The organism is Archangium sp., assembly GCF_036277355.1.
Taxonomy (GTDB): Bacteria; Myxococcota; Myxococcia; order Myxococcales; family Myxococcaceae; genus Archangium.
Genome location: NZ_DASUNC010000064.1, coordinates 25,115 through 48,198 on the forward strand (window position 1 = coordinate 25,115; position 23,084 = coordinate 48,198).

24 protein-coding genes are annotated in these 23,084 nt (G+C 69.5%); 9 read left to right on the forward strand and 15 right to left on the reverse strand.

Going from position 1 to position 23,084, the window contains the following annotated elements:
* Positions 1 to 211: 211 nt before the first annotated feature.
* The 9 genes from VFZ09_RS17370 to VFZ09_RS17410 form a co-directional block, all read right to left on the reverse strand.
* Entirely contained in the window at positions 212 to 1,612 is a 1,401-nt protein-coding gene (locus VFZ09_RS17370; RefSeq protein WP_329728703.1) for a sensor histidine kinase, read from the reverse strand.
* Between the two features lie 77 nt (positions 1,613 to 1,689).
* Positions 1,690 to 2,412 (reverse strand): class I SAM-dependent methyltransferase, encoded by a 723-nt coding sequence (locus VFZ09_RS17375; protein ID WP_329728704.1) that lies wholly within the window; start codon positions 2,410 to 2,412, stop codon positions 1,690 to 1,692.
* 3 nt (positions 2,413 to 2,415) lie between these two features.
* Positions 2,416 to 3,801 (reverse strand): cytochrome P450, encoded by a 1,386-nt coding sequence (locus tag VFZ09_RS17380; protein WP_329728705.1) that lies wholly within the window; start codon positions 3,799 to 3,801, stop codon positions 2,416 to 2,418.
* Positions 3,802 to 3,889: 88 nt separating this feature from the next.
* A complete protein-coding gene (locus VFZ09_RS17385) occupies positions 3,890 to 4,624 on the reverse strand; it encodes a hypothetical protein (RefSeq protein WP_329728706.1) in 735 nt (244 codons plus the stop codon).
* Complete coding sequence (locus tag VFZ09_RS17390; RefSeq protein ID WP_329728707.1) at positions 4,621 to 5,430, reverse strand: type VI immunity family protein; 810 nt, start codon at positions 5,428 to 5,430, stop codon at positions 4,621 to 4,623. Before VFZ09_RS17390 ends, VFZ09_RS17385 begins: the two co-directional genes overlap by 4 nt.
* A gap of 141 nt (positions 5,431 to 5,571) precedes the next feature.
* Positions 5,572 to 6,594: a PAAR-like domain-containing protein gene (locus VFZ09_RS17395; protein ID WP_329728708.1), complete on the reverse strand. Its 1,023-nt coding sequence runs from the start codon at positions 6,592 to 6,594 to the stop codon at positions 5,572 to 5,574.
* Entirely contained in the window at positions 6,555 to 7,667 is a 1,113-nt protein-coding gene (locus VFZ09_RS17400) for a beta-ketoacyl synthase N-terminal-like domain-containing protein (protein WP_329728709.1), read from the reverse strand. The genes VFZ09_RS17395 and VFZ09_RS17400 overlap by 40 nt, the downstream gene beginning before the upstream one ends.
* Positions 7,664 to 10,033: a TIGR02270 family protein gene (locus VFZ09_RS17405; RefSeq protein ID WP_329728710.1), complete on the reverse strand. Its 2,370-nt coding sequence runs from the start codon at positions 10,031 to 10,033 to the stop codon at positions 7,664 to 7,666. Before VFZ09_RS17405 ends, VFZ09_RS17400 begins: the two co-directional genes overlap by 4 nt.
* A gap of 166 nt (positions 10,034 to 10,199) precedes the next feature.
* Positions 10,200 to 10,415 carry a hypothetical protein gene (locus tag VFZ09_RS17410; RefSeq protein WP_329728711.1) on the reverse strand — a complete coding sequence of 72 codons (216 nt, stop codon included), beginning with the start codon at positions 10,413 to 10,415 and terminating at the stop codon, positions 10,200 to 10,202.
* 122 nt (positions 10,416 to 10,537) lie between these two features.
* Between VFZ09_RS17410 and VFZ09_RS17415 the strand changes: the two genes are divergently transcribed.
* Positions 10,538 to 11,317 (forward strand): hypothetical protein, encoded by a 780-nt coding sequence (locus VFZ09_RS17415; protein WP_329728712.1) that lies wholly within the window; start codon positions 10,538 to 10,540, stop codon positions 11,315 to 11,317.
* Positions 11,318 to 11,461: 144 nt separating this feature from the next.
* On the opposite strand, the gene VFZ09_RS17420 is transcribed toward VFZ09_RS17415, so the two are convergent.
* Positions 11,462 to 12,274 (reverse strand): hypothetical protein, encoded by an 813-nt coding sequence (locus tag VFZ09_RS17420; RefSeq protein ID WP_329728713.1) that lies wholly within the window; start codon positions 12,272 to 12,274, stop codon positions 11,462 to 11,464.
* Positions 12,275 to 12,466: 192 nt separating this feature from the next.
* On the opposite strand from VFZ09_RS17420, the gene VFZ09_RS17425 reads away from it, so the two are divergent.
* Positions 12,467 to 12,982 (forward strand): secretin and TonB N-terminal domain-containing protein, encoded by a 516-nt coding sequence (locus VFZ09_RS17425; RefSeq protein WP_329728714.1) that lies wholly within the window; start codon positions 12,467 to 12,469, stop codon positions 12,980 to 12,982.
* Here VFZ09_RS17425 and VFZ09_RS17430 read toward each other — a convergent pair.
* The 5 genes from VFZ09_RS17430 to dnaA all read right to left on the reverse strand — a co-directional run bounded on the left by VFZ09_RS17430 (position 12,951) and on the right by dnaA (position 17,573).
* Positions 12,951 to 13,586: a hypothetical protein gene (locus VFZ09_RS17430; protein WP_329728715.1), complete on the reverse strand. Its 636-nt coding sequence runs from the start codon at positions 13,584 to 13,586 to the stop codon at positions 12,951 to 12,953. The genes VFZ09_RS17425 and VFZ09_RS17430 overlap by 32 nt on opposite strands.
* Positions 13,583 to 14,458, reverse strand: coding sequence for an alpha/beta fold hydrolase (locus tag VFZ09_RS17435; protein ID WP_329728716.1), 876 nt, complete (start codon positions 14,456 to 14,458; stop codon positions 13,583 to 13,585). The genes VFZ09_RS17430 and VFZ09_RS17435 overlap by 4 nt, the downstream gene beginning before the upstream one ends.
* A gap of 226 nt (positions 14,459 to 14,684) precedes the next feature.
* Positions 14,685 to 15,311, reverse strand: a complete 627-nt coding sequence (locus VFZ09_RS17440) for an SDR family oxidoreductase (RefSeq protein ID WP_329728717.1) — start codon at positions 15,309 to 15,311, stop codon at positions 14,685 to 14,687.
* A 190-nt stretch (positions 15,312 to 15,501) separates the two neighbouring features.
* The gene (locus tag VFZ09_RS17445; RefSeq protein WP_329728718.1) at positions 15,502 to 16,107 is read right to left on the reverse strand and encodes a hypothetical protein; all 606 of its coding nucleotides are present in this window, start codon (positions 16,105 to 16,107) and stop codon (positions 15,502 to 15,504) included.
* Between the two features lie 113 nt (positions 16,108 to 16,220).
* Entirely contained in the window at positions 16,221 to 17,573 is a 1,353-nt protein-coding gene (dnaA, locus tag VFZ09_RS17450; RefSeq protein WP_329728719.1) for a chromosomal replication initiator protein DnaA, read from the reverse strand.
* Positions 17,574 to 17,945: 372 nt separating this feature from the next.
* On the opposite strand from dnaA, the gene rpmH reads away from it, so the two are divergent.
* The 7 genes from rpmH (at position 17,946) to VFZ09_RS17485 (ending at position 23,073) form a co-directional block, all read left to right on the forward strand.
* Positions 17,946 to 18,098, forward strand: a complete 153-nt coding sequence (rpmH, locus tag VFZ09_RS17455) for a 50S ribosomal protein L34 (protein WP_329728720.1) — start codon at positions 17,946 to 17,948, stop codon at positions 18,096 to 18,098.
* A 13-nt stretch (positions 18,099 to 18,111) separates the two neighbouring features.
* On the forward strand, positions 18,112 to 18,513 hold the full coding sequence (gene rnpA, locus VFZ09_RS17460; protein ID WP_329728721.1) for a ribonuclease P protein component: 402 nt from the start codon (positions 18,112 to 18,114) through the stop codon (positions 18,511 to 18,513).
* Positions 18,510 to 18,728 (forward strand): membrane protein insertion efficiency factor YidD, encoded by a 219-nt coding sequence (gene yidD, locus VFZ09_RS17465; protein WP_329728722.1) that lies wholly within the window; start codon positions 18,510 to 18,512, stop codon positions 18,726 to 18,728. Before rnpA ends, yidD begins: the two co-directional genes overlap by 4 nt.
* Before the next feature lie 16 nt (positions 18,729 to 18,744).
* Positions 18,745 to 20,598 carry a membrane protein insertase YidC gene (gene yidC, locus VFZ09_RS17470; RefSeq protein ID WP_329728723.1) on the forward strand — a complete coding sequence of 618 codons (1,854 nt, stop codon included), beginning with the start codon at positions 18,745 to 18,747 and terminating at the stop codon, positions 20,596 to 20,598.
* Positions 20,595 to 21,398, forward strand: coding sequence for a hypothetical protein (locus VFZ09_RS17475; protein WP_414640711.1), 804 nt, complete (start codon positions 20,595 to 20,597; stop codon positions 21,396 to 21,398). The genes yidC and VFZ09_RS17475 overlap by 4 nt, the downstream gene beginning before the upstream one ends.
* Before the next feature lie 32 nt (positions 21,399 to 21,430).
* Positions 21,431 to 21,661 carry a hypothetical protein gene (locus VFZ09_RS17480; protein WP_329728724.1) on the forward strand — a complete coding sequence of 77 codons (231 nt, stop codon included), beginning with the start codon at positions 21,431 to 21,433 and terminating at the stop codon, positions 21,659 to 21,661.
* Between the two features lie 239 nt (positions 21,662 to 21,900).
* The gene (locus VFZ09_RS17485; RefSeq protein ID WP_329728725.1) at positions 21,901 to 23,073 is read left to right on the forward strand and encodes a collagen-like protein; all 1,173 of its coding nucleotides are present in this window, start codon (positions 21,901 to 21,903) and stop codon (positions 23,071 to 23,073) included.
* Positions 23,074 to 23,084: the final 11 nt, after the last annotated feature.

A 23,084-nucleotide genomic window follows, 5' to 3' on the forward strand; every position in this document is an offset into this window, starting at 1 on the left:
CAAGGGGCAAGTTAGCTCTCCTTGAATAATATAACCCTGGCTGAGAGTTTCGCGCAGGTGATTCCCATCGTGGCTTCAATCATGCAAAGAACCACCGACCATTTCGTCGGGTCTCGCTGGTTGCAAGCCTGCCTGTGGCGTGTCACGGAGGTCGGGTGGGCACGGGCTCACGGGTGGGCCCACGGGAAACAACTCCGGGGCCCTGGCACCCTCACCCCGTCCCTCTCCCGGGGGGAGAGGGGTTCTCCGTGCCAGGGGACTCTGGGGCAGCCGCGCTGGGTGCGGCGGGCTTGTGCACCGGGAGCTCCAGGCGCAGCCTCGCGCCTCCCTCCGTCCGGTTCTCCGCCGTGAGTCTTCCTCCGAAGCGCTCCACCATCTCCCGCGACAGGCTCAGCCCCAGCCCCGTCCCCTTCTCCGGCCCCTTCGTCGTGAAGAAGGACTCGAAGAGCCTCGGCAGCACCTCCGGGGGGAAGCCCGGTCCGTTGTCCTCCACCAGCAGCGTCACCTGGCCTCCCTCCTCCCTCCCCGTCACCCGCACCTCCCCGCCCTGCACCTTCGCCTCCTCCAGCGCGTCCCCCGCGTTCACCAGCAGGTTCAGGATGACTTGCGCCAGTCTGCGTCTCGTCGCGAAGACCTCCGACAGCTCCGCCGGTATCCGCACCGTCAGCTTCGCCACGTGCTTGAGCCGCACCCCCGCCAGCCTCGCCGCGTCCGACACCACGTCCGCCAGCACGCACTCGCTCGGCTCCTCCACGTCCATCCGCGAGAAGCCCTTCAGGTCCGAGACGATCTGCCGGATGCGCTCCATCCCCGTGCGCGTCTCGTCGAAGACCTCCTGGAACTCCTGCCGCAGCGCCTCCGGCAGCGGCTGCGCCAGCACCTCCGTGCGCAGGTACTCCAGGTTGGAGCCCACGAAGGCCAGCGGGTTGTTGATTTCATGCATCACGCTCGCCGCCAGCCGCCCCACCGTCGCCAGCTTCTCCGACTGCGCCCGGTGGCGCTCGGCCTTCGTCAGCTGCTCCATCGACTCGCGGCGCTCGCGCTCCACCCGCGCCTCGTGCTCCGCCGCCTGCGTCTTGCGGAACTGCGATGAGCCGTACACCCCGAAGAACGTCGACGCCGCCACCATCCCCGCCCACGCCAGCGCGCTCATCACCGGGCCTTCCGTCCGCCACACGATGCCCAGCGTCCCCAGCGCACACATCACCCCGCAGATGATGGCCGGCTTCGTGTCCCCCGGCCGGATGAGCGAAATCAACAGCGGCATCGAGGGCACCAGCGTCATGAACGGACTGCTCGTCCCCCCCGTGAAATAGACGATGGCCATGAAGAAGCTGCTCATGAGGCCGGTGTGGATGCGCAGGATCAGCGGCAGCCAGCGCTCCTCCAGCGTCATCAACAGCCAGGTGTAGAGGACCATCTCCACGGACCAGGCGGCCCGCACCGCCAGCGTCGCGAGGCTCGGCTGCCGCAGCATGAGCAGGTCCAGCGGGTAGAGCAGCAGGATGGAGGCCGCGAACACCGCGCTCATCCTCCACCGCCGCCGCCTCTGCTCGGGCGAGGAGTGACGCGTGATCAACCCGGCGTCCGGGGGCGGCAACAGCGGAGACATGGGCTCGGCGGCGCTCCAGCGAGAGTGTCCGGCGATGCTATGCCGCCCGCGTCAATCCTGAACAGGCGGGCTTCCCTTCACTGCCGGGTAGCGAGCACCACGCACAATCCGTAGCGCGCGTATTTCCCTGGCAGCGCGTCCCGCCGCACCTCCACGTGGAAGCCTCGCGCCTCCAGCAGCGCCCGCGCGCGCGGCAGCAGGAAGGTCAGGTAATACATGACGAAGGGCGGCTTCCACACCGCGTTGCGCACCCGCATGGCCGCGTTGAATGTCTTCGCCATCCAGTAGCCCGGCCTCAGCCGCGAGGGCTCCTCCCCCGTCACGAACAGGAAGCGGCCCCCCGGTTTCAGCACCCGGTGGATGGACTCCACCAGCCGCGGCTCGTCCTCCTCGGGGATGTGACCGAAGGCGCCGAAGCTCGTCACGAGCTCGAACTTCTCGCGCCAGGGCAATTCCAGCGCATCCCCGCGCACCCACTCGAGCGCCGCGGGGCCCGGTGCGTCCGCGAGCCTCCGGCGTGCCTCGTCCAGCATGCCCTGGCTCAGGTCCACCCCCACCACCCGCTCGCGGCACAGCGCCTTCAGGGGACGCATCGCCGCCCCCGTGCCGCAACACACGTCCAGCGCGCTCGCCACGCTCCCCGGCGGGCCCACCTGCTCCACGCTCGCCTTCAGCACGTCGTCCGGCGTGCGGAAGGGCGTGTAGTCGAACTTCGGCGCCAGCAAGTCATACCCCCGCTCCACCGAGCTGAGGCCCTGCCTCACCAGCTCCAGGAAGCCCGGTCCTTTCGGGTGGAACATGGCTCAGGCGCTCGCGTGCAGGGGCTCGACGAACATGGGCAGGCCGCCCCGGGGCCGCAGGGTGACGAGCGGCTCGGGCTCCACGGTGTGGCCCGGCACCGCGCGCAGCCGGAAGTGTTGCAGCACCTCGGCGATGATGAGCGTGGCCTCCATGAGGGCGAAGTTGTTGCCGATGCACAGCCGCTGGCCGCCGCCGAAGGGCAGGTACGCCAGGCGCGGGCGCTGCGCGGTCTGCTCGGGCGAGAAGCGCTCCGGATCGAACCGCTCCGGCTCCGGCCACAGCCGCGGGTTGCGGTGGAGGGCGTAGGGCGGCGTGACGACGATGACGCGCGGGCTGGCGGGGATAAGCACCCCGCCGAGCTCGTCTTCCTTCACCGGCTGGCGGGCCATGATCCACGCCGGCGGGTACAGGCGCATCGTCTCCTCGAACATCTGCGTGAGGTAGCGCAGCTGGGGGATGTCCTGGGCCGTGGGCGCGCGGCCGCCGAGCACCCGTTGCACCTCGGCGCGGGCGCGGGCTTCCACCTCCGGGTTCTGGGCGAGCAGGTGCCACAGCCAGGAGAGCCCGTTGGCGGTGGTCTCGTGGCCGGCGAGGAAGAGCGTCATGGCCTCGTCGCGCAGCTGGGCATCCGTCATGCGCTCGCCGGTGTCGGCGTCCTGGGCGGCCATGAGCGTGGAGAGCAGATCATCCCCCCGCGTCTCGCCGGAGCGGCGGCGGGCGATGATGTCGAAGACGACGGAGTCGAGGGTGCGCAGGGCCTGGTGGAAGGCGCGGTTGCGCGCGGTGGGGAGGAAGTCCGGGGCGTGGAGCCCGAGCGAGAGGATGCGGTGGTTCGTCTCGGCGAGGGCGACGCCGAGGGCCTGGCCGACCCGGTTGGCGGTGCCGCTGATGTCGGTGGAGAAGAGGGCGCGGCCGACGATGCCCAGGGTGAGGTGCATCATCTCGGCGCCGACGTCGAGGGGCTCGGACGCCGAGGGGCGGGAGCGCCAGCGCGCGAGCATCTGCTGGGTGGCCTCCACCATGGAGCCGGCGAGCGTGGCCAGGCGCTCCTTGTGGAAGGCGGGCTGCATGAGGCGGCGCTGGCGCTTCCAGAAGTCGCCCGAGCTGGTGAAGAGGCCATTGCCGAGCACCGGCCACGCATCGCGCACCAGGCTGGAGGGTTTGCCGTACCGGTCCGCGTGGTCCACGAGGACGTGTTTGACGAGCTCGGGGCTGGTGACGGAGACGAGGCTGATGGCGGGCCCCATGCGGAAGCGGACGAGCTCTCCGTATTCCTGGTGGGCGCGTACGAAGAGCTGGAGCGGATCGTGGCGCCGCTCCTGGATGCTGCCCCAGAACCAGTGGCCCCGGGGTCCCGGGGCCTCTCCCATCGTGCGTGCTTCCGGCATGGCGCGTCCCTCGTGTGGCGCCGGCCTCCGGGCGGAGACCGGACGAGCGGGACGCTAGCGGCTGTGCCGGGTGGGACGCACGTGTCTCTCAACAGACGAGCACGGAATCGATGGTTGCTCCACGCAGGTGGAGTCCATGGAGGATGTTGACGAAGCTGTCGAATGCCTCGCCCCCGGCCGTCACATCTTCCAGGAAGAACTGCAAACCGTGGGAATGGATGAGCGGGTCTCTTGCCTGGTAGGTCTTCATCGTGCCGGGTGGAAAGAGCTCCTCGGCGAACCCGCCGCGTTGGACCAGTCCCAGCCATGACCACCAAGCGGCCGCGAAGCGCTGGAGCGACTCGGGTCCTTGTTCCTTCACGAAGTCTACCTCGATGAGCGCCTCCGTGCTGTCGGCTTCGAACGTGTACTCGAAGGGCAGGGGCTCATAGGCGAAGGGCAATACCTGCTCGGGAGCCTGTCGCTGACTGGGGAGCAGGCCGGAGGAGAGGGTGGCGTGTTGGATGCGGTGGCCCTCCATGTGGATGCCGTGGAGGACGTTCTCGAGGATGAACAGGCTGGAGGGGTGGAGGCGCACCGCCTCATAACGCCAGTTCCAGGTGTTGCTGGACAGCTGCCCATGGCCCGTGAGCTGGAGGGAGGATTGTGTGGGAGGGATGCTCTCTCCGCCCAGCCCTCCGAGCGCGGCGACCTCCTGGAAGTACTCGAGCGGGGCGAACGGGTGCTCCTGCTCGGCAACGGGGGCCTCGAAAGCCACCACCAGCTCCATCCGGGTGGGGGGGAGCATCGGGCGGTGAGAGAGCTTGAACGGGCGCTCGATCATGGCGCATCCCAGGGTTGGGAGGCCTTGTCGTCGTAGCGGGCGAGCCAGGCGAGCGCGTCGAAGACCTCTTGCGGCTGGCCGAACCCCTTGGCCTCGTAGCGGATGGGACGCAGCAGCCGTGCCACCTCCGGCATGCAGCCGATATCCGCGCACTGGCGGTTGACGTCTCCGAGCGGGGGACGTCTGGCCGCGCGGATCAGCAGGCCCTGGTCGAGCGGGCGCAGTTCGGCTCGTGGGAGCGCGGCCCGGAGGGCCTCCATGCCCCCCAGCTTCTGGATGAGGTCCGTGCGCAGCAGGGTGAGCCAGTGGGCTCCGAAGGCGCGCCCTCGCATCTTCATGCGGGCGGAGTCATAGGAGGGATCGAAGCCGTAGTACCTCGGCAGCAGCTGGTTGATCTCCTTCCTCACGTTGCTCTGGAGCACTCCCACGTGCTTGAAGGCGAAGCCCGCGTTGCCGGACTGGAAGGGGACGAGGTTGGCGATCCGGCTCACGAACCCGATGAAGGGCTCGAGCCACTCGTCTCCGGCGGGAGGCGGTGGGAACTCCAGGCGCAGCACGTGGGTTTTGTCGGGCAGGGGCTCGGGCTCGGCGAGCGAGCTGCCCTCGAAGTAGATGGCATGGGTGCCCACTTCGCCCTCCTCCCCCTGGTTGTAGAGAATCCGGTAGCTGTCACGACCCGCGGGAAGGTTGCGCAGGTTGCGCAGGTCCTTGGAGATCTGCTTGGACGTCAAGGGCCTGAACTGGCCGTTGTCCGCCATATAGGTGCGGAGGGTATCGGGACCGACCTGGGCCAGATACGCCTCCACGGCGTCAGCACACCTGGGAGCGCTCTCTGGCAGAGGAGTGTCGAGGTAGAGGTTGAGTGTCAGGCCGGGGCGGATGAGGACGACGTCCTTTCCTTTCAGCCGTATCGTTCGGGTGAGGGAGTCCATGGGAAGAGTCATGCTTCAGGGGCAGTTTTCGCTGCTGATGATCGTGGGCGGATTCTCATCCACGTCGATTCCAAGTGACTGGCTGAGTGCCTCGTATTTTTCCCGCTGACCCTCTCCCCAGCCGGTGGAAGTGGTTCCCTTGGAAGTGACCCATCCGCCGCCTTTCTTGCGGCGGATGCGCGCGCCCTTCGGGCACTGGAACTTGAAGTCGAAGAATTGGGAGGGTTTGCCCTGGTCATCCAGGGCGCATGCGTCTGGCCAGCGCGTGCCCCGCAGCTTCCGCAGGAACTTGCTCCAGATGATCCCCCTGAGGGTCCGCTCGGAGGCACTGGCGAACATCTCATCCTTCCTGACATCTCGTGAGATCTGCTGCTCGAGTTCCTTGCGTGTCGTGTGGATCTGCTGGGGTGGGCTCTGCGTGTCATAGCCGCGTTCCCCTCCCAGCTTGGGGGGTTTTCCGCTGTTCTTGTGCTGGGCCAGTTCCTTCTCGCAGCACTCGTGCTTCTTGTTGCCCAGCTCGATGCACGTGCTCTGCTCGTCGGCCTTCACCTGCTTGTCGCACTTGCAGGCGATCTGCTGCAGTTTCTCCTCGGCCGTGGGGATGGCGGTGGCGGTGGATTGGACCTCGCCGGGGAGTGTCCCCGAGTTGGCCGGGCTGCCGCCGTTGTTGGTCATGGCATCACCCAGCAACTGGATGTTCTTGCCCTCGGCCTTGGTGTCCATGGAGCCGGGGGCCACCCACTCGGTCTTGCCATGGGTCTGGCCGGAGATGAGCCCTCCACCCTGGGGCTTGCTGGGCATGTCGCCGGTGCTCATGAAGTAGGAGCCCTTGATGGCGATCTTCTTGCCCTCGATGAGGACCTTCTTGGTGGCCTTGTTGAGTTTGTCCCCGGAGGTGCCCACGTTGGGCAGGGGCGCGGGGACGAAGGGCGCCGGGGGACCCGGCATCTTGCAGATGTTGGGCAGCGTGGCGGGGGCCTTTCCGTCGCTGCCCTCCGTCACGGGTGTCCTGGGGGGGTTGACCGAGACCGTGCCCATGCTGGCATCTCCCTTTCCGCGATGTTCTCGAGGTGGAGGAGAACGGCGGAGCGCTCCCCCCCATACGAACTGGCCCACAACAGCGGCCGGGGACCCCGAGCATAACGCCTGCGCCCGGAGGCCGTGGCAAGACATGCGAGAAGGGGCCCAGTGGCGGCCCCGACATCTCCCCAGCAATCGCTCGGAGTCTCGTAATCAGTGTGATCTGCGAAAGCCAGCTGGCATCGGAGACTGGCGTAGGTGAACTCCTCGGAACGATGGGGCTCGCCGTTGAGATCGCAGTACATGGTGTCCGCCAGCTGGGTAGGGGGATCGCCCAGTACCCGGGTCGCGCCGGCAATGGCCTCGGAGAGGCCTCGTCCCACGTTGATGCCTTGGGTGCCGAAGGGGTGCTCCTCCCGCCGGGTCGCTGCGGAAACGATCCACGCCAGCGGAGACAGGCCGAGCTGGCGGATCACCCTCGCGGAGGCCAGCAGACAGAAACCCGCGCCCTCCCCCGGGATGAAGCCCGAGCGGTTGGCCGACGATTTCAGCAGCTCCCGCTCATCGAGCCACTCCAGGGTCTCCGCCTCCAGGTACGAATCAATCCCCCCCGCCAGACAGAGCTCGGCCCGGCCGGATTGGATGAGCTGCCAGCCGCGCTCGAGCGCCATGAGCCCAGCCGCGTGCCCGTGGGGTAGCCACTCGAGCTGCGCGAGGCGGATGGGCAGCGATGCGTCCTCCCGCAGCCAGTGGGTCAGTGCATCCGCCAGCGCTCCGGGCAAGCCGGGACGTGAATCGGGCAGTGCCACCACGGCGGGGAGGGCCCATCCCGCGCTCGCCTGGGACGCCAGGGGGCTCAGCGACTCCTCCAGAGCGCTCGAGGCCAGCGCCTGGAATCGCTTCGACCCCCCCAATTCCGGTGGCAGCAGACCGTCCCTCGCCACCTTCATCGGATGTCCCTGTTTGTCGATCATGAAGGGGTGGTTGCCGTAGCGGCAGATGCCAGCCCGTACCGCGGCGGCCGCATGGGGTGCCTTCACCCCCACGGGGGTACGGGCACCCAATCCGATGATGCCGACCCGAGCACTCATGCGAGGCCCCCCCTGGAGAGGTATTCCTTCTGGTCGATGACCGTGACGTCCAACTTGTCGGAGTCATGGTGGCAGGAGAGGCTGGTGTGCCAGACCAGGATGACCCGGGGGACCTCGGGTTCGAGGATGACGGTGTGGAGCCGGGCACGGTGTTCCACGGACCTGCGCCCGAAGAATGTCTTGAAGACCAGCCAGACCTTGGGCAGCGCGAAGCGAAGCCGTGGCCAGCGGGAGAGGTTGACGAGCTCGACCCTTTCTCCACCGGTGAGGAATCCGGGGACCTGCTGATCGGCCGGGGCGCATTGGTGGAACCGCTCATCGAAGTCCGAGGGGAGCAGAGGGAAGCGCGTCTTCTTCCAATGCGCGTCGTAGGTACCCGCCAGCTCCAGGCGGGGTGACCAGTAGCTCGCGATGGCTCCGAACCCGGCGGCGTGGGGCCGATCCTTCCACGAGCTGATGAGCTGACGGGGATCCTCGACATTGGGCAGGGCCATCTCCTCGGCATGGGCGGCGCGGGTGACGAAGCCCGTGCCCACGGGGTTGCTGGAGTGGAGACGGTGCTCGGACGGGTCATCCGCCCGGGAGTCCCGGCCACCGAAAGCGCGTTCGTAACTCAGGGGCATGGTGAGGAAGGGCCGCGGGGGCGTCATTCCCAACAAGCCCGGCAGGCCGCGCTTCCACTGACGATCTCCGAAGACACGCAGGTGTTTCTGGAGGGGACCGAGCTGGAACGAGACATCCACCGTCGTGGTGGGCTTGCCACCTGGAGCGTGCGCCAGGGCGTTGAGCAGGACATCCGTGGACGTCTTGGGCGCGGTCAAATCCACTTCATGGAGGAGGCTGGAGCTGCCTTGTTCTCCCCGGTACTGGGGCAGGAGCAGGGGCTCGGACTGTTCCTCGGCCAGGCGGGTGCGCTGATCCTCCAGGATGTCGTAGGTGCCCTTGACGGCGACGACCCATCGCTTGGCTCCATCCTTGTCGATGACCCAGGTTCGTTCGGCTGCGAAAGGAGTGTGGTTCTCGAGTGCCCACATGGTTGCCCTCACCCTCCTCCCAGTATGCCGGACAAAGGGCGCACGGAGAGCCGTGGAGCGGTGTGTCGAAGCCGGGCCAGTTCCCGTGCCCTGCCGCCGGGTCAAGGCGCGTGTCTGGAGCCTGCATGCGCCTTGACTGCGCAAGGCGAGCTCCAATGCATGGGCATGGCGCCGGCGCATGGGGCCTTGGCTCAACTCCGCCAGGAGGGCCTCCATGGAAAAGGAGCGACCGCGCAGGTAGCGCTGGCCGGGCGTGAAGTTCCCTCGGTTTTCGTGCCACCAGGTGCCAACCGCCTTCGGGTGGGGGATGGGCAGGGACTCCTCGGGCCGGGGGGTCAGGTCCGCGTCCAGATCTTCCTCTTCCAGCGGAAGGGGTTCCTGGGCGGATTCCTCCTGCTTCTCGAGGAGATAGTCGTCCCGCAGGGAGAGTCCGGTGATGGCGCTGAACGCCTCACCTGCCAGAGGTGCGAGTACCGGATGCTCCAACCACTCCAGGCAGGCCTCCGCGGCAGCGAACTGACCGCTGAAGCCAAGCGCCCAGAAGACGTCGGCGCGCAACTCCGCCACCTCCAACAGGTTCAGAAGCCGCTCGGTGCCGAGGCTTTCCCCACTGAGTCCCAGCAGCAGCAATTGCTGGCGGCTGGGGGCCGCGTGCCGCCCTGTCGTATCGAGGCAGCGCTCCCAGGCCACGCGAGCCCCGGATATCAATCCGGCCACCATGGCCGCATCACGGACCGCGGGACGGGGGTCCGCCAGGAGGCGGGGCAGATGGCCGCGAAGGAGGTGACGTGGCAGGGGTTGAATGCACCGCAGGGTTGCCACCAGCAGTCGCTCTTCCTCGTGTTGGAGGAGCACGTGCACAGCGGCGTCCTTGGGTGTGACGTGGTGGAAGGCCAGTACCTCCAGTGCCAGAGCCAGGTGCTCCGGCGTGGACTCCTTCAGCAAGGGCTCGAGGGCCTCGGTCAGCTCTTCCCGCTCGTTCAGTTCCAACGCTCTCTGGATGGGGGCGTGCAGATTCGAGGCTCGGGGTAACAGCAGCGCCAGGATGTCCGATGGCTGGATGCGCTCAGCGCCGTCCAGCAGCGCGAATGCAGTAGCGAAGAGGATGGAGGGGTCTTCTGATTCCAGGGACGGTTTCAGCAGCGCCTCGGCGACAGCCGCTTCACCCACGACAAGACCGTCCAGATGTGCGCGGAGCCGGGCTTCAACCGTGGCAGTCTCCTCGAGAGTGAAGTCGGGGGACTCCAGTGCTTGTTCCCACTGGGTCCACAGAAAGGCAGCTTCATCCAGGTGCTCCTCGAAGATGTCCAACAGGATCGATTCCATGGGCATGCCAACCGGGATTGCTACCAGCCTGCGTCGGGCTGAGCATACCGCTCATCCTGGTTGGAAATGCTGTCTTGGAATCAATGGCTCGGATGGACGTTGGCATCTGCCGCGGATGGGACCACGTTGCTCCGTGCTCCCGTCCGCTTTCCGCCTTCCGGTGGCGTGGTGCTCAATGCATCGTGGTGGCCTCGGGCTCCTGGAAGGCGCCACCGGAGACACCGGTGCGGGCCTCGAATTCCTTGCAACCACTCATTCCGGTCACCTGCAGCTCGAACTCCTGGAGCTCCGGCTGCATGCACTGGGCGACCTCGGTGTCATCGGGTTGGGCGTTGTGGCTGTTGAAGAAGCGGCAGCCCTTGCAGTTGCCCCAGGTGTGGTCCGCCATGGCGTATCCCTCTCTCGGTAGTGCCCTCCCTTTCGAGGGTGGGAGTGGACCGGGATGGCAACAAGCGGCGCCTGCTCCGCCCTTCGAGGAAGGGGCGGGCGGCTTCGTGGGATACTGGGGCCATGTCCCCCGCTCCCTGCTGTGCCGCGCACCCGGACGTCCCCGCCGAGGGCATCTGCGGGCGCTGCGGCGGCTTCTTCTGTCCGGGGTGTGCCACCTGGGTGCTCGGCGCCGTGTACTGCGCCGCCTGCGCCGCGCTCCCCGAGGTCAACTACCTGGAGGCCTTCCGCCAGAAGCTGTGGGGCCGGCGGGACACGTGGGCCTGGTTCCTCGGCCTGGGGGGACTGGTGACGCTGGCGCCCGGTCTCACGTTGCTGGCGTCCGGGGACGCTCTGGCGGGAGCCTTCCTGCTCGCCTGCTCGGCGGTGGGCGTGGGGAGCTTCTTCGGCCAGCGGTGGGCCCGCGCGGGGCTGCTCGCCCTGCCCGTGGGCCTGGGGGTGGTGGGACTGGCGTTGCAGGAGCCCCTGCTCGTCGTCCCCGCCCCGTTCTTCCTGGGCCTGGGGGCCTCCGTCCACCAGGACCCGAGGCACAAGCTCTTCCACCGGGTGCCCGTTCCGGACGGCGTCCTGCTGCGGCTGTGGAACCGCCACGAGAACAACCCCCTGGCGCTGGTGGGCCTGCAGCTCGGGCTGTACGGGGTGTTCTTCCCGCTCTTCGCGCCGGTGGCGCTGGGGCTGGGGCTGACGGCGCTGCGGCGCGTGAATCCCGAGGCCCGTCCGCCCATCGGCCGCCGGGGACAGGCCCTGGCCGCGACGGGACTGGGCGCGGGCGCGATGCTCTTGTGGGTGTGGCTCTGGCCGCGCTTCACCGTGCTGCTGGGCGAGCTGCTCGCCACGGGCTAGCCGGGGAAGGCCGCACGGCCCCCTCCAGGGTGGAGGCCTGGAGGGGGCCCGGTCCCGAAACCACGGTGGGAGGCACCCACCGTGTGCGGACCGGCGGTCCCGGCGCGCGCTGGGAGAGCGCGCGTCAGGGTTGCCGGTTCGGGGCTACTCCTTCGCCTTGCGCAAGTCGCCGCTGTTCTTGATGTTGTTCTTCACGAGCGTCTCGGCATCACTGCAAGCGCCCTTGGCCTGCTCGTCCAGGAGCAGCACGTTGCCGGACAGCCGCAGGTCGCCCGACTGGATGCACGAGGCCACGGGCAGGCCCTCGAGCCACACCTGGGGCTTGAGGAGCGCGAGCAGGGCGTCGTTCTCACCGACCTCGACGCCGGTGGCGGACTGGAAGCGCGCGTCCTCGCTGAACTTGAGCTTGAGGTCCAGGGTGTTGGCGGCGCCATCGCGGGTGAAGCCGGCCTTCACCAGGAGGCTGTAGCCCACGATGGGCTCCGTGGAGGCCACCTCGTCCGCCTTGGCCTCCTCCAGGCGGAAGTCGATGCGCTTGTAGGTGCCGGCGGGCAGGCGCAGCCCGGACAGGTCCGGCGTGGTGGCGCCCGTCATGAGGTCCACGACGATGGGGCCGGGGACGACGACGGTGCCCGAGCCGCTGCCGGACTCGCCGCCCTGGCAGGTGGCGCCCGAGAGCAGGCCGCTCACGTCGTTGCACTTGCTGCCCTGTGGCAGATCCAACCGGATGTCCTTGAGGTGGATGCGCGCCTCGGTGAGCGTGAAGGTGATGTCTCCACTGGTGAAGGTGGGCGCGGGGGAGGCCGCGGGGGACGCGGCGGCCACGAGGGCGCTGGCGGCCTGGGCCTGGCTCTCGCGGACGGAGAAGCGCAGCGAGGCGCCCTCTCCTCCACAGGCGGTGAGGGCCAGGGTGGCGCACAGCAGGGACTGACGGAGCGAGGGAGTCGGAAGGTTCATGGCGTCGTGGAACGGGGAGCGGCTGCCGGCCCTGGGCTTCCGGTTCCGAGAAGAAAGACCTCGGGGGTGGAGCGCCGGCCACATGCCGGGGATGTGGGGGCGGGACAGGGCGCATCCCACCCCCGCGTCCATGGAGGACAAAAGGGCGGGAGGTCCTTGAAGGGAGTAGGGACAAGAGGTTGGAGTCGCTGCATGAGACCTGCCCGAGCCGTGTTTCTCGCGTTGACGCTCGCCGCCGCGCCCGCCGTGGCGAAGCCGCCGGAGGAGACGAAGCGCATCTCGTTGAACGTCACCCGCGCCAACGTGCACGACGTGCTGAGGATGCTGGCGGACAAGGGCCGGCTGAACCTGGTGGTGTCCGAGGAGGTGCAGGGGACGGTGACGTTGTCGTTGCGCAACGTGGCGTGGACGGAGGCGCTGGACGTGGTGCTGGCCTCGCGCGGGCTGGGGATGGAGCGGCGGGGCAACATCCTGCGGGTGGCGTCGCTGAAGACGCTGCGGGAGGAGGCCGAGATGCTCGTGCGCCTGAAGGAGGCGAAGGAGCAGACGGCGCCGCTGCGCACGTGGCTGATTCCGGTCAACTACGCGCGGGCGTCGGAGCTGCTGCCGCACGTGCAGGGGGTGCTGTCGCCGAGGGGCCGTGTGACGGTGGATGCGCGCACCAACACGCTCATCGTCACGGACGTGGAGGCGCCGAGGCTGCCGTAGGTTCCACGACGCGGCCGTACCAGCTCAGGGCGAGCAGCACATCCCCCCGCCAGGAGGCGGAGAGGCCGCCCTCCAGGTCCACCCCGGCGCGAGCGGTGAGCGTGAGCCCCCAGGGCCCCAGCCGTCCGCGCGCGCCGAGCAGTGCGCGCAGGGGCACGCGGGGGCCGCCGGTGCGCAGGAAGGCCTCGAGTCCAGCCTGGGCGCCGAGGAAGCCCTCGAGACGGGGGCCCCCGAGGCTCGCGGTGAGGCCCGCGTGGGGACCCGCGCCCAGGTCCGCGGGGCCGCGCACCACGCCATGGGCGGTGAGCCCGAGCTGCGCCGAGGCGTGGAAGACGCCCTCGCCCGAGGTGAGCTGCCATTGGCCGGCGCCGCGCAACTCCAGCACCCCGGTGGAGGGCAGGACGAAGAGCTCGCCACCGAAGGCGGTGGGCCGGGAGCCGGGCATGGGGGGCGCGGCGAGGAGGAAGCCCAGGCCCACGCCCTGGGGGCCCGCGAGCAGCGACAGGTGCGAGGCGTCCACGCGGCCACGGGCGGTGAGGACGGGGGCCTCGGCGGCGGCCACCGGGGCGAGCAGCAGCGCCGTGGAGAAGACGAGGGCCTTCATCGCGCAATCACCTCCGTGCCGGGCACCTGGCGGATGGCATCGGCGCCGGTGCCCTGTCCGGTGAGCGCGGCGTCGAGGAAGCGCGAGAGGACCTCGGTGATGCGCTCGTGCGCGGTGCCGAGTGGCAGGGTCGGCGCGCAACCGTCCTCCACGTCCCGCCGGTCGCTGGAGGTGAACTGGAAGTGGGTGACGCCCTGGAGGACGGCGAGCACCGAGGGCGCGGGGAGGCGGGAGGCATCCTCCCGGACGCGGGGCAGCTCCGAGAGACAGTCCAGCTCACCGGCCAGCGAGAGCGAGGGCACGGAGAGGGAGGGGATGCGCTCGGCGTCGGCCGGGTCCGGGTAGCTGGCGAGCAGGACGAGGGCGGCGAAGCCCCCGTCGAGGGCGAGCTTGGCGGACACGACGCCGCCGAGCGAGTGGCCGGCGACGGCGATGCGCGAGGGGTGGACGAGGCCCTCGAGGAGCGAGCCCTCGGGAGGCGAGGTGAGGAGCTCGCGGGCGAAGTGGCCGTTGTCGATGGCGGACAGGGCCAGGTCGAGCGGGTGCGAGGGCATCGCGACGACATAGCCACGCGCGGCGAGGGACTCGGCGAGCCAGAGGTAGTCCTCGGGGGGCACGAGGCCGCCGTGGACGAGCACGAGCGCGGGCAGGGGGGCGCCGTCGGTGGGCCGGGCGGGGTGGCCCTCGGTGTCCGAGGGGAAGAGGACGCGCACGGAGACGAGGTCCGTGTGACGGGCGCGCACCTCGAAGAAGGCCTCGGAGACGGGAGTGGGCCCGGTGCGCAGCACCTTGCCCGAGCCAGGCGCGGGGAGCGCGCAGCCGGACAGGGCGAACACGAGGGACACGAGGAGGGACAGCGGGGCCGGCTTCATACGAGGGACTCGCGGGGGCTCACGGGTGGGCACTGTGTAAGGCCCGGATCCGCGGTTCGCCAGCGCCAGTGGCAAACCGAGTGCACGCGATACCCTCACCCCGTCCCTCTCCCGGAGGGCGAGGGGAGGGAGGCGAGGGGAGGGAGGCGTGGAGCCCTCCGGTGACGACGGGCGCGAACTGGTCCGATTGTTGGACCAGTTGGAGACGCGCGCGCCCGGCGGGGGCTCAGTCGCCCACGATGCCGACGCGGACGCGGTGGTGCTCGTTGCCGAGGGCCGTCTTGAGGGTGAAGTCGGCCACGTCCTCGGCGTAGACCTGACGGCCGCCGGTGGGGAGGGACTCGACGGCGGTGCGGTACTTGCCCGTCTTCACGCCGCTGGGCATGACGGGAGGGCACACCACCACCCAGTCGAGCTCGCTCTCCTGGAGCACCTGGAGCGCGCCCCGGTGGTCCTCGAAGGCATGGCGGAGGAAGGGGGGCAGGCCGTGCTCTCCGGTGAGGCCTCCGGCCGGGTGGGGCAGCAGTCCGGCGGCGCCCACGGTGACGAGCCGCTTGAGGCCCTCGGCCTTCATGGCGGTGACGATGGCGCGCGTGGCCTCGGTGACCACGGTGACGGCGTGGGTGGCGTCGCGGGCGCCAATGGCACTGACGACGACTTCCGCGCCGCGGAGGGCCTCGGCCACGGTGGCGCCGTCCTCCAGGCTGCCCTTCTTGACGAAGAGCCGCCCGTGCTTGATGCCCAGCCGCTTCGGGTCGCGCACATACGCCGTCACCTCGTGCCCCTGGCCCAGCGCCTCGTGCACCAGCGTGTGCCCGACGCGCCCCGTCGCTCCGAAGACCGTCAACCGCATGGGTGTTGCTCCTCCGTGCCGCGTCCCGTGTACAGGGGCCGGGCCCCTCGGGCCCTGGCTCGGACGAGCGCGGCTCCGGGTGTATAGCGCCCCCGGCCCATGCTTGTCCGCAAGCTGTTCACGGCCCGAGGCGTCCAGAGGCGGCGGGTGGGGCGTGGGTTACCGCTATCGGGACTCGCGGTGTGTGGCGTCAAGGTGACGCGGCCGCTCGCGGGACCTGGGTCAGGCGCTCATCGTACCGTTTGAGCGTTCTTTCCACCGCCTCCAAGCGCGTGTCGTGTTGAGCGAGCCGCTCGGACAGCAGGGTCCGGAACGAGTTCATCTCCGCGTACATGGTCTGGAGCGTCGTCTGTTGGGCACTCTTGATCTCACCCACCAGCCGGATGTGCCGTTCCCGGTGCTCATCCTGCAAGTGCTGCAGCTCGCTGGACAGATCCCGGTCCCGCAGCTTGCTGCGGATGGCTTCCTCCGCCACGTCGAGCCTCAACTGCGCGAGCTGCCGGTCCATGCCGTCCAGGCGCTGGTCGGTGCGCTTCTGACCCTCTTCCAGTGATTGCAGGCGCTGGTCCATGCCGTCCAGGCGCTGGTCCATGCCGTCCAGGCGCTGGTCGGTGCGCTTCTGACCCTCTTCCAGCGATTGCAGGCGCTGCTCCACGCCGTCCAGGCGCTGCTCCAACCGCTGTTGTCCCTGCTCCAACCGCTGCTGGCCCTGCTCCATCAAGGCGAGGATCCGCTGCTCGCCCGGCGTGAGGGACTGCTCGCCCATCCCCATGGGCACCGACGTGGACCGATCCATCGACGCACTCCTCCTGTGGTGACTTCTCCCGTAGGTTGACCCATGAGGTCACCTCCCGTCAAGTCACCGCTCAGGTCATGTGTCCGGATGCCCGCCCTCCGGGGCGGCACGGCTCACTCGCCGGTCAGCTTCGCTTCCAACTCGTCCAGCTCGCGCTTCACCCCGGCGTCCGTCTCGCGCAGCTTCTCCACCTTGCGCACCGCCGAAATCACCGTGGAGTGGTCCTTGTTGAACCGCGCGGCGATCTCCGGGAACGAGCCCTTCGTCAGCTTGCGGCTCAGGTACATGGCCACCTGCCGCGCGTGCGCCAGCGCCTTGTGCCGGCGGTCCTCCTTCAGCGCCTCCACCGGCACCTTGTAGAACCGCGCCACTTCCTTCTGGATGCTCTCCACATCCACCACCTGCCGCGACGGCAGCACGTCCTTGAGCACGTGCGAGGCGAAGTCCACCGTCACCGGGTGCCTCGACAGCGAGTGGATGGCGCTCACCTTCACCAGCGCCCCCTCCAGCTCCCGCACGTTCTTCTGGAACGCCCTCGCGATGAAGTGCGCCACCTCGTCCGGCAGGTCCAGCCCCTCCATCACCGCCTTCTTCTGCAGGATGGCCACCCGCGTCTCGAAGCTCGGCTCCTGGATGTCGGTGATCAGCCCCATGCTGAACCGGCTGCGCAGCCGCTCCTCCAGCCCGGGCACCTCCGCCGGCACCATGTCGCTCGTCAGGATGATGGCCTTGCCCTGCTCGTGCAGCGTGTTGAACGTGTGGAAGAACTCCCGCTGCGTCTCTTCCTTCCGTCCCAGGAACTGCACGTCGTCGATCATCAGCACGTCGCACTCGTCCCGGAACTTCCTCCGGAACTCGGGCATCCGCTGCTCGCGCACGCTTTCAATGTACTCGTTGGTGAACTGCTCGCTCGACAGGTACACCACCCGCTGCGTGGGGTCTCTGTCCCAGATTTTGTTGCCGATGGCGTGCAGCAGGTGCGTCTTGCCCAGGCCCGTGCCGCCATAGATGTAGAGCGGGTTGTAGGCCCGGCCGGGGGTGTCGGCCACCGCCTGGGCCGCCGCGGCCGCCAGCTGGTTGCTATCGGCCACCACGAAGTTCTGGAAGGTGAACCGGGCGTTGAGCCGGGGCGGCCGGCTCCCGTCCGTCTTGACCGCCGGTGCGGGTTGCAGCTCCGGCGGAGGCGCCAGGCCCGGCACCACCTCGTAGCCCAGCCGGTTGGGCGTGTCCGTCACCCGCGCCATCGTGGACTCGAGCAGCCCCCGGTAATGGTCATCCACCCAGTCCTGGTAGAAGCGGTCCGGCACCGCCAGCACGAGCACGTCCTCGCGCACCTCCAGCGGCTGCATCCGGTTGAGCCAGTTCAGCGCGTAGTCCTTCCCGTCCCGCTTGAGGCAGTCCAGGAGCATCTCCCAGACATTCTCGGCACTTGGCTGGTGGGGCAGAGGGCGGGCGAGCGCGTTCACGAAAGGCCTCCGGAACCCCGGCGAGACCGCCAGGGAGGGGGCCGACCGTGCTAACAGGCCCCCCCTGGGCGATCAAGTTTGCCGCCCCGGCTCCTGACATTCCGCGCCTCTACCCCCACTCGTCCGATCTCAGCCCCCGCGCGGAATCCCCCGCCCCCTCCCACCGGTTGTGGTGCGAGTCCTCCCACCCCCACTGCGTTTCACCCCGGGTGTGGGGCGCAAAAGGGCGCGGGCCGGTCAGGTCCGGACAGCCCGGAGTGATCCGACATTGACTTGGGTGGGAGATCGGGTTACGAGCGCCGCCTTCCTCAGTCTCGTGGATAAGGGCGCCCACTTCACGTTCGGGCGTCTCGTCGTCCCAGGAGTCCAGCCGTGTCCAAGCGCACCTATCAACCCTCGAAGATCCGGCGCAACCGCACCCACGGTTTCCGCAAGCGCAACTCCACCAAGGGCGGTCAGGACGTGCTCAAGAGCCGCCGCGCCAAGGGCCGTAAGCGCCTGGTGGTGTCCGCGTACAAGAAGTAGTTGGGACGCTCGCGTGAAGGCCGAGGGCCAGGCGCCACCTCGCGACGAGCGCTTTCCCAAGGCCCTGCGCCTGCTTACCCGGCGCGAGTTCCTCGAGGTCCAGGAGAAGGGTCAGAAGCTTCCCGCTGACTGTCTCCTGGGACTCGCCCGGCCCAACGCCCGGCCCTACAGCCGCGTGGGCCTCACCGTCTCCAGCAAGGTGGGCAATGCCGTGGAGCGTGCCCGCCTGCGAAGGCTCCTGAGGGAGCTCTTCCGCAAGCGTCGCGGGCAATGGCCCTCCGGTGTGGACGTAGTCCTGGTCGTGCGCCAGTCCGCCAAGGATGCGTCGTTCTCGGACCTGTCTCGCGCCTTCGATGGCATCACCCGCAAGCTGCAGAGGCTGTTTCCGTCCGGCCCCCGGGAGTCCACCCGATGAGCCCTCTCGCCTGGCTGCTCGCGCTTCCCATCCGCTTCTACCGGCGCTTCCTCTCGCCCCTCCTGCCCCCGGCCTGCCGGTTCCACCCCTCCTGTTCCTCGTACGCCCTCCAGGCCCTCCACAAGCACGGAGCCCTGCGCGGCGTGCGGCTCATCCTCTGGCGCCTCCTGCGCTGCCAGCCCTTCCACCCGGGCGGCTTCGACCCGGTGCCCTGACCGCCCTCCCCTCCCTATGAACGACGATCTGGATCCGCTCTCGTCCAACTCGGCTGACTCCCAGCGGCGACTGATGATTGCGCTCGCCCTCGCGATGGCGCTCACCTTCGCCTACACCTACTTCGCCGCCCCGCAGGGCCCGCCGCCCGAGGCCGGGGCCGCGGACGCGGGGCAGGTGGTGGCCGGCAACGACGCGGGCACGGCCGCACCCACCGCGAGTGCGGGCGGGACGCCGGGCCTGCCGCCGGCGGGCACCGGCTCGGAGGGCACCGTGGCCGCCGCCGACGCCACGCCGCCCCCGCCGGTGCGCACGCTCGACTTCCAGCGCGAGTCGGCCCACTACACCTTCTCCACCCAGGGCGCCGGCCTCGTCTCGGCCGAGCTCCAGGGCCCGAAGATGCGCGAGCAGGGGCAGGTGTCCGTCGTCGAGGGCTACAAGCTGCTCTTCGGGGGCAACGTGCCGCCTCCGCCGCAGATGAACCTGGCGCAGCCGGTGCCGGGCCAGCCCCTGCCGCTGTCCGTGTCCATCGCCGGCCCCGCGCCCCTGGCGGCCGACGCGCGCTACACCGCGGCCGACACGGGCTCCCCCGGCCAGGGCACCCTCTTCACCGCCCGCCAGGGCCCGTGGGAGGTCACCAAGAGCCTGCAGTGGGCGCGCGAGGGCTTCGAGCTGCTCTACACGCTGCAGGTGAAGAACACCTCGGCGCAGCCGGCCACCGGTGAGCTGCAGGTGCACTACAACCGCGCCATCGACTCGAAGAACGAGCACGCCCCGTCCTTCTTCGGCGGCGTGGGCAACCTCAGCTACGCCTCGTGCCACGTGGGCGAGGAGAAGCACAAGCTGGCCCCCGAGCAGAGCCTGCCGGACGCCGAGGAGACGCGCGGCCCCGTGCACTACTTCGGCATCGATCAGCAGTACTTCCTCTCCGCGCTCTACCCGCTGGATGGGCCCCTCCCCGGACGCTGCGAGTTCGTGGCCACCCCCGAGGCCCGTGGCATCACCGCCAGCTTCCCGCTCACCGCGGCCCCCGGCCAGACGGTGACGCTGCGCTTCGGCGGCTACTTCGGGCCCAAGGAGAATGACCTGCTCGCCGTGGTGCCCGGCCAGGCGCTGCGCGAGGCCACCGGCCTGGCCGCCACCGCCTACAACCCCCAGCTCACGGAGACGATCGACTACGGCATGTGGGCCGTCATCGCCAAGCTGCTGGTGGGCGTCATGAAGTTCTTCCACGGCCTGGTGGGCAACTGGGGCGTGGCCATCATCCTGCTCACCGTGCTGGTGAAGGTCATCCTCCTGCCCCTCACCCACCGCTCCATGGTGAGCATGGAGGCCATGAAGAAGCTCCAGCCCCGCGTCGAGGAGCTGCGCAAGAAGTACGCGGACGACCGCGAGCGCCAGAACATGGAGATGATGAAGCTCTATCAGGAGGCCAAGGTGAACCCGCTCGGCGGCTGCCTCCCCATGCTCATCCAGATGCCGGTGTGGATCGCCCTCTTCACCGCCCTGCGCAACAGCTACGACATCTACCAGGAGCCCTTCTTCGGTCCGGTGTGGCGGGACCTGACCTTCAAGGATCCCACCTACCTGCTGCCGCTCGCGCTGGGCGTCAGCATGATCATCACCCAGAAGCTCCAGCCGCAGATGGGTGACCCGACCCAGGCGAAGATCATGACCTGGTTCGTCCCCATCCTCTTCACCGCCACGCTGTTCAACTACCCGGCCGGCCTCGCGCTCTACATCTTCACCAACAACATCCTCTCCATCGCCCAGCAGTACGGCCTGAGGAAGTGGCTGGAGAAGAAGGGCGGCGGTGATGGCGGGCTGCCGGCGGGCACGGCCACGGCCACGGCGGGAGGCAAGCGCAAGTGAGCGACGTGCAGGCACCCGGGTCCACTGCAGCTCCCGCGGGCGGCGCGGACATGCGCCTGCGCGTGGAGCGGCTGCTCACCGACATCCTCGGCATGATGGGCTTCCCCGCCCGGCTCGACTTCAAGGACGCCAGCGATGGCAGCCTCTCCGTCGCCCTGCACTTCCAGGGCGAGCCGCCTCCCGGCGTGGAGATGGGCAAGCGCAGCCAGGTGGTGGACTCGCTCCAGTTCCTCCTCAACAAGATGCTCCACCGCCCGGGTGCCGAGCGGCGCTTCCTCCTGGTGGGCGCCGGTGTCCACCCGGAGCCCCGCAGCGAGCGGCTGAAGCGCGAGCAGGCCGCCGCCCAGGCTGCCCAGGCCGCTCAGGCCGCCGCCCCCGCGCCGCAGCCCGCTCCCCAGGCCGCCGCCCCCGCGCCCGCGCCCCGGCCGCAGCCGCAGCCCAAGCCCGCCCGGGGAGCCCCGCCGGCCCCCCCGCAGGCCAGGGCTTCCGCCGCCCCGGCCCGTGGGTCCGAGTCGGATGAGCGCTCCGTGGAGGTGGCCGAGGATCCCTCCCTGCGCGAGGTGGCTCGCAAGCTGGCCGAGAAGTCGGCCTCGCTGGGCCGCTTCTACGCGCTCGTTACAGTGAAGCAAGATGACCGCGCGCGCGTCCTGAAGGCAGTAGAGGGTGTGCCGGGGGTGAAGGTCTCTTGCGAGGGCGAGGGCCGCAACCGGCGCGTGGTGTTCACTCCGGAGAAGCCTGCCCCGCTCCCCAAGCGGAGCATGCTGCCGGACGACGATGACGAGGACGACCTCGAGGGCTAGGCCTTCGGGGCCCACCGACGAAAGGGCATTCCATGGGCAAGGCCAAGTCGCTCAAGGACAAGCTATACGGCGCCGCCGTGATGAAGATGAGCTTCCGGCTGCGCGGGGACGAGGAGTCCCCGGCCTTCAAGTTCGTCTACCCCGGCGTGCTCCGGGACCTGGATCTGGAGGACGCCGCGGTCGAGAAGTACATCGAGGAGAACCGCGAGAGCGTCGAGCGCGCCGCCCGCGGCTCCACTCCCGCGCAGGGGCCGCGCGGCTGAGCGCGGAGGAGGTTCCGGAGGACTCGTCCCCCGGTGCGATGTCCCCCGGTCCCGGGTAGGTGTCGCCCGGTGGGCTCGGCTCCCCGCGGGGCGCCGCTGGTGGACGTTCCGAGCGTCGCCTGGCAGCGCCCCGCTCCGGCCCGGCTGGACGCGGCGGGAGGGCGCACGTAGTTCCTGGAGGCTTCCCGCTGGATGGTTCCGGCGGGCCGTGCCCCCCTGGGGCTCAGGAGGCCTCTCCCATGCGGCGCCTCGTCGTCCTCCCCCTGTCCATCCTGCTCGTCTCCGCCTCCGGTTGTGGAGGCAAGGGAGACACCGGTCCCAAGGGAGACCCGGGCCCCGCCGGGGAGTCCGTCCCCGGGCCTCGCGGCGAGCCGGGTCCCAAGGGCGACACCGGGCCCATGGGGCCTCCCGGCAACTTCGCCCGCATCCGCGTCGTGCCCCCGGGGGACACCCCGCTCATCGGCGGCGAGAACCTGCGCAACGCCCTCCAGTCCATCGTGAAGGTCTCCGCCGAGGAGCCCTGGCTCCTCTTCGTCGAGCCCGGTGTGTATGACCTCGGCACCCAGGGGCTTCAGCTGCGCCCGTACATCCACCTGCGCGGAGCGGGCGAGCAGCTCACCACCGTGCGCTCCCGGGCAGCTGGCCCCACCGTGGTGACCGCCGACCATACCGAGTTGCGCTCGCTCACCGTGGAGCACCTGGGGGGCTCGGGGGAGGCCGTGGCGCTCTCCAACGCTTCGTCCCTGTTCCTCGCCCGCGATGTGGTGGCCGTGGCTCGCGATGGCGCTTCGCGCACCGTGGGCGTGGTGTCCACCGCGGGCGCTGGAGCCGGTGGTTTCGAGCACGTGCAGGCCCGTGCCGTGTCCTCTCGCGGCGACACCGTGGGCTTCTCGTGCGAGGGCTGCTCCGTGAAGGTGTCCGGCTCCTCGTTCCTCGCCCAGGGTGGGGCTCGGGCCACGGGTGTCTCCGTGCACGGGGGCACCGTGGAGCTGTGGGACTCCTCGGCCCTGGGGCAGGGAGGCTCGGAGGCCCTGGGCGTGGAGGCCGAGGGCTCCCGTGTGGTGCTCGTGCGCGCCGAGGTCTCCGGGTCCGAGGGCACCGTGTCCGTGGGGATGCGCCTGGCCTCTTCCCCCGCTTCCGTGCGCGACAGCACCCTCTCGGGCTCCGGCACCCCCGGGCAGCAGGCTCGCGCCCTGGAGGTCCTGCGCTCCGACTCCGCTCCCCAACTCGTGGACGTGCAGCGCTCCACCCTCTCCGGTGTTACCCAGACCCTCCGCTCCGCCGAGGGGTACTCCATCCGCATCGCCTCCTCCCAACTCCGTGGTGGCAAGGCCGATGGCAATGGCATCGTGTCCTGCAACGGTTGCTACGACGAGAACTTCAACTCCCCCGCCTCCCCCTCCGGCCTGTAGTCCCCGGTGTC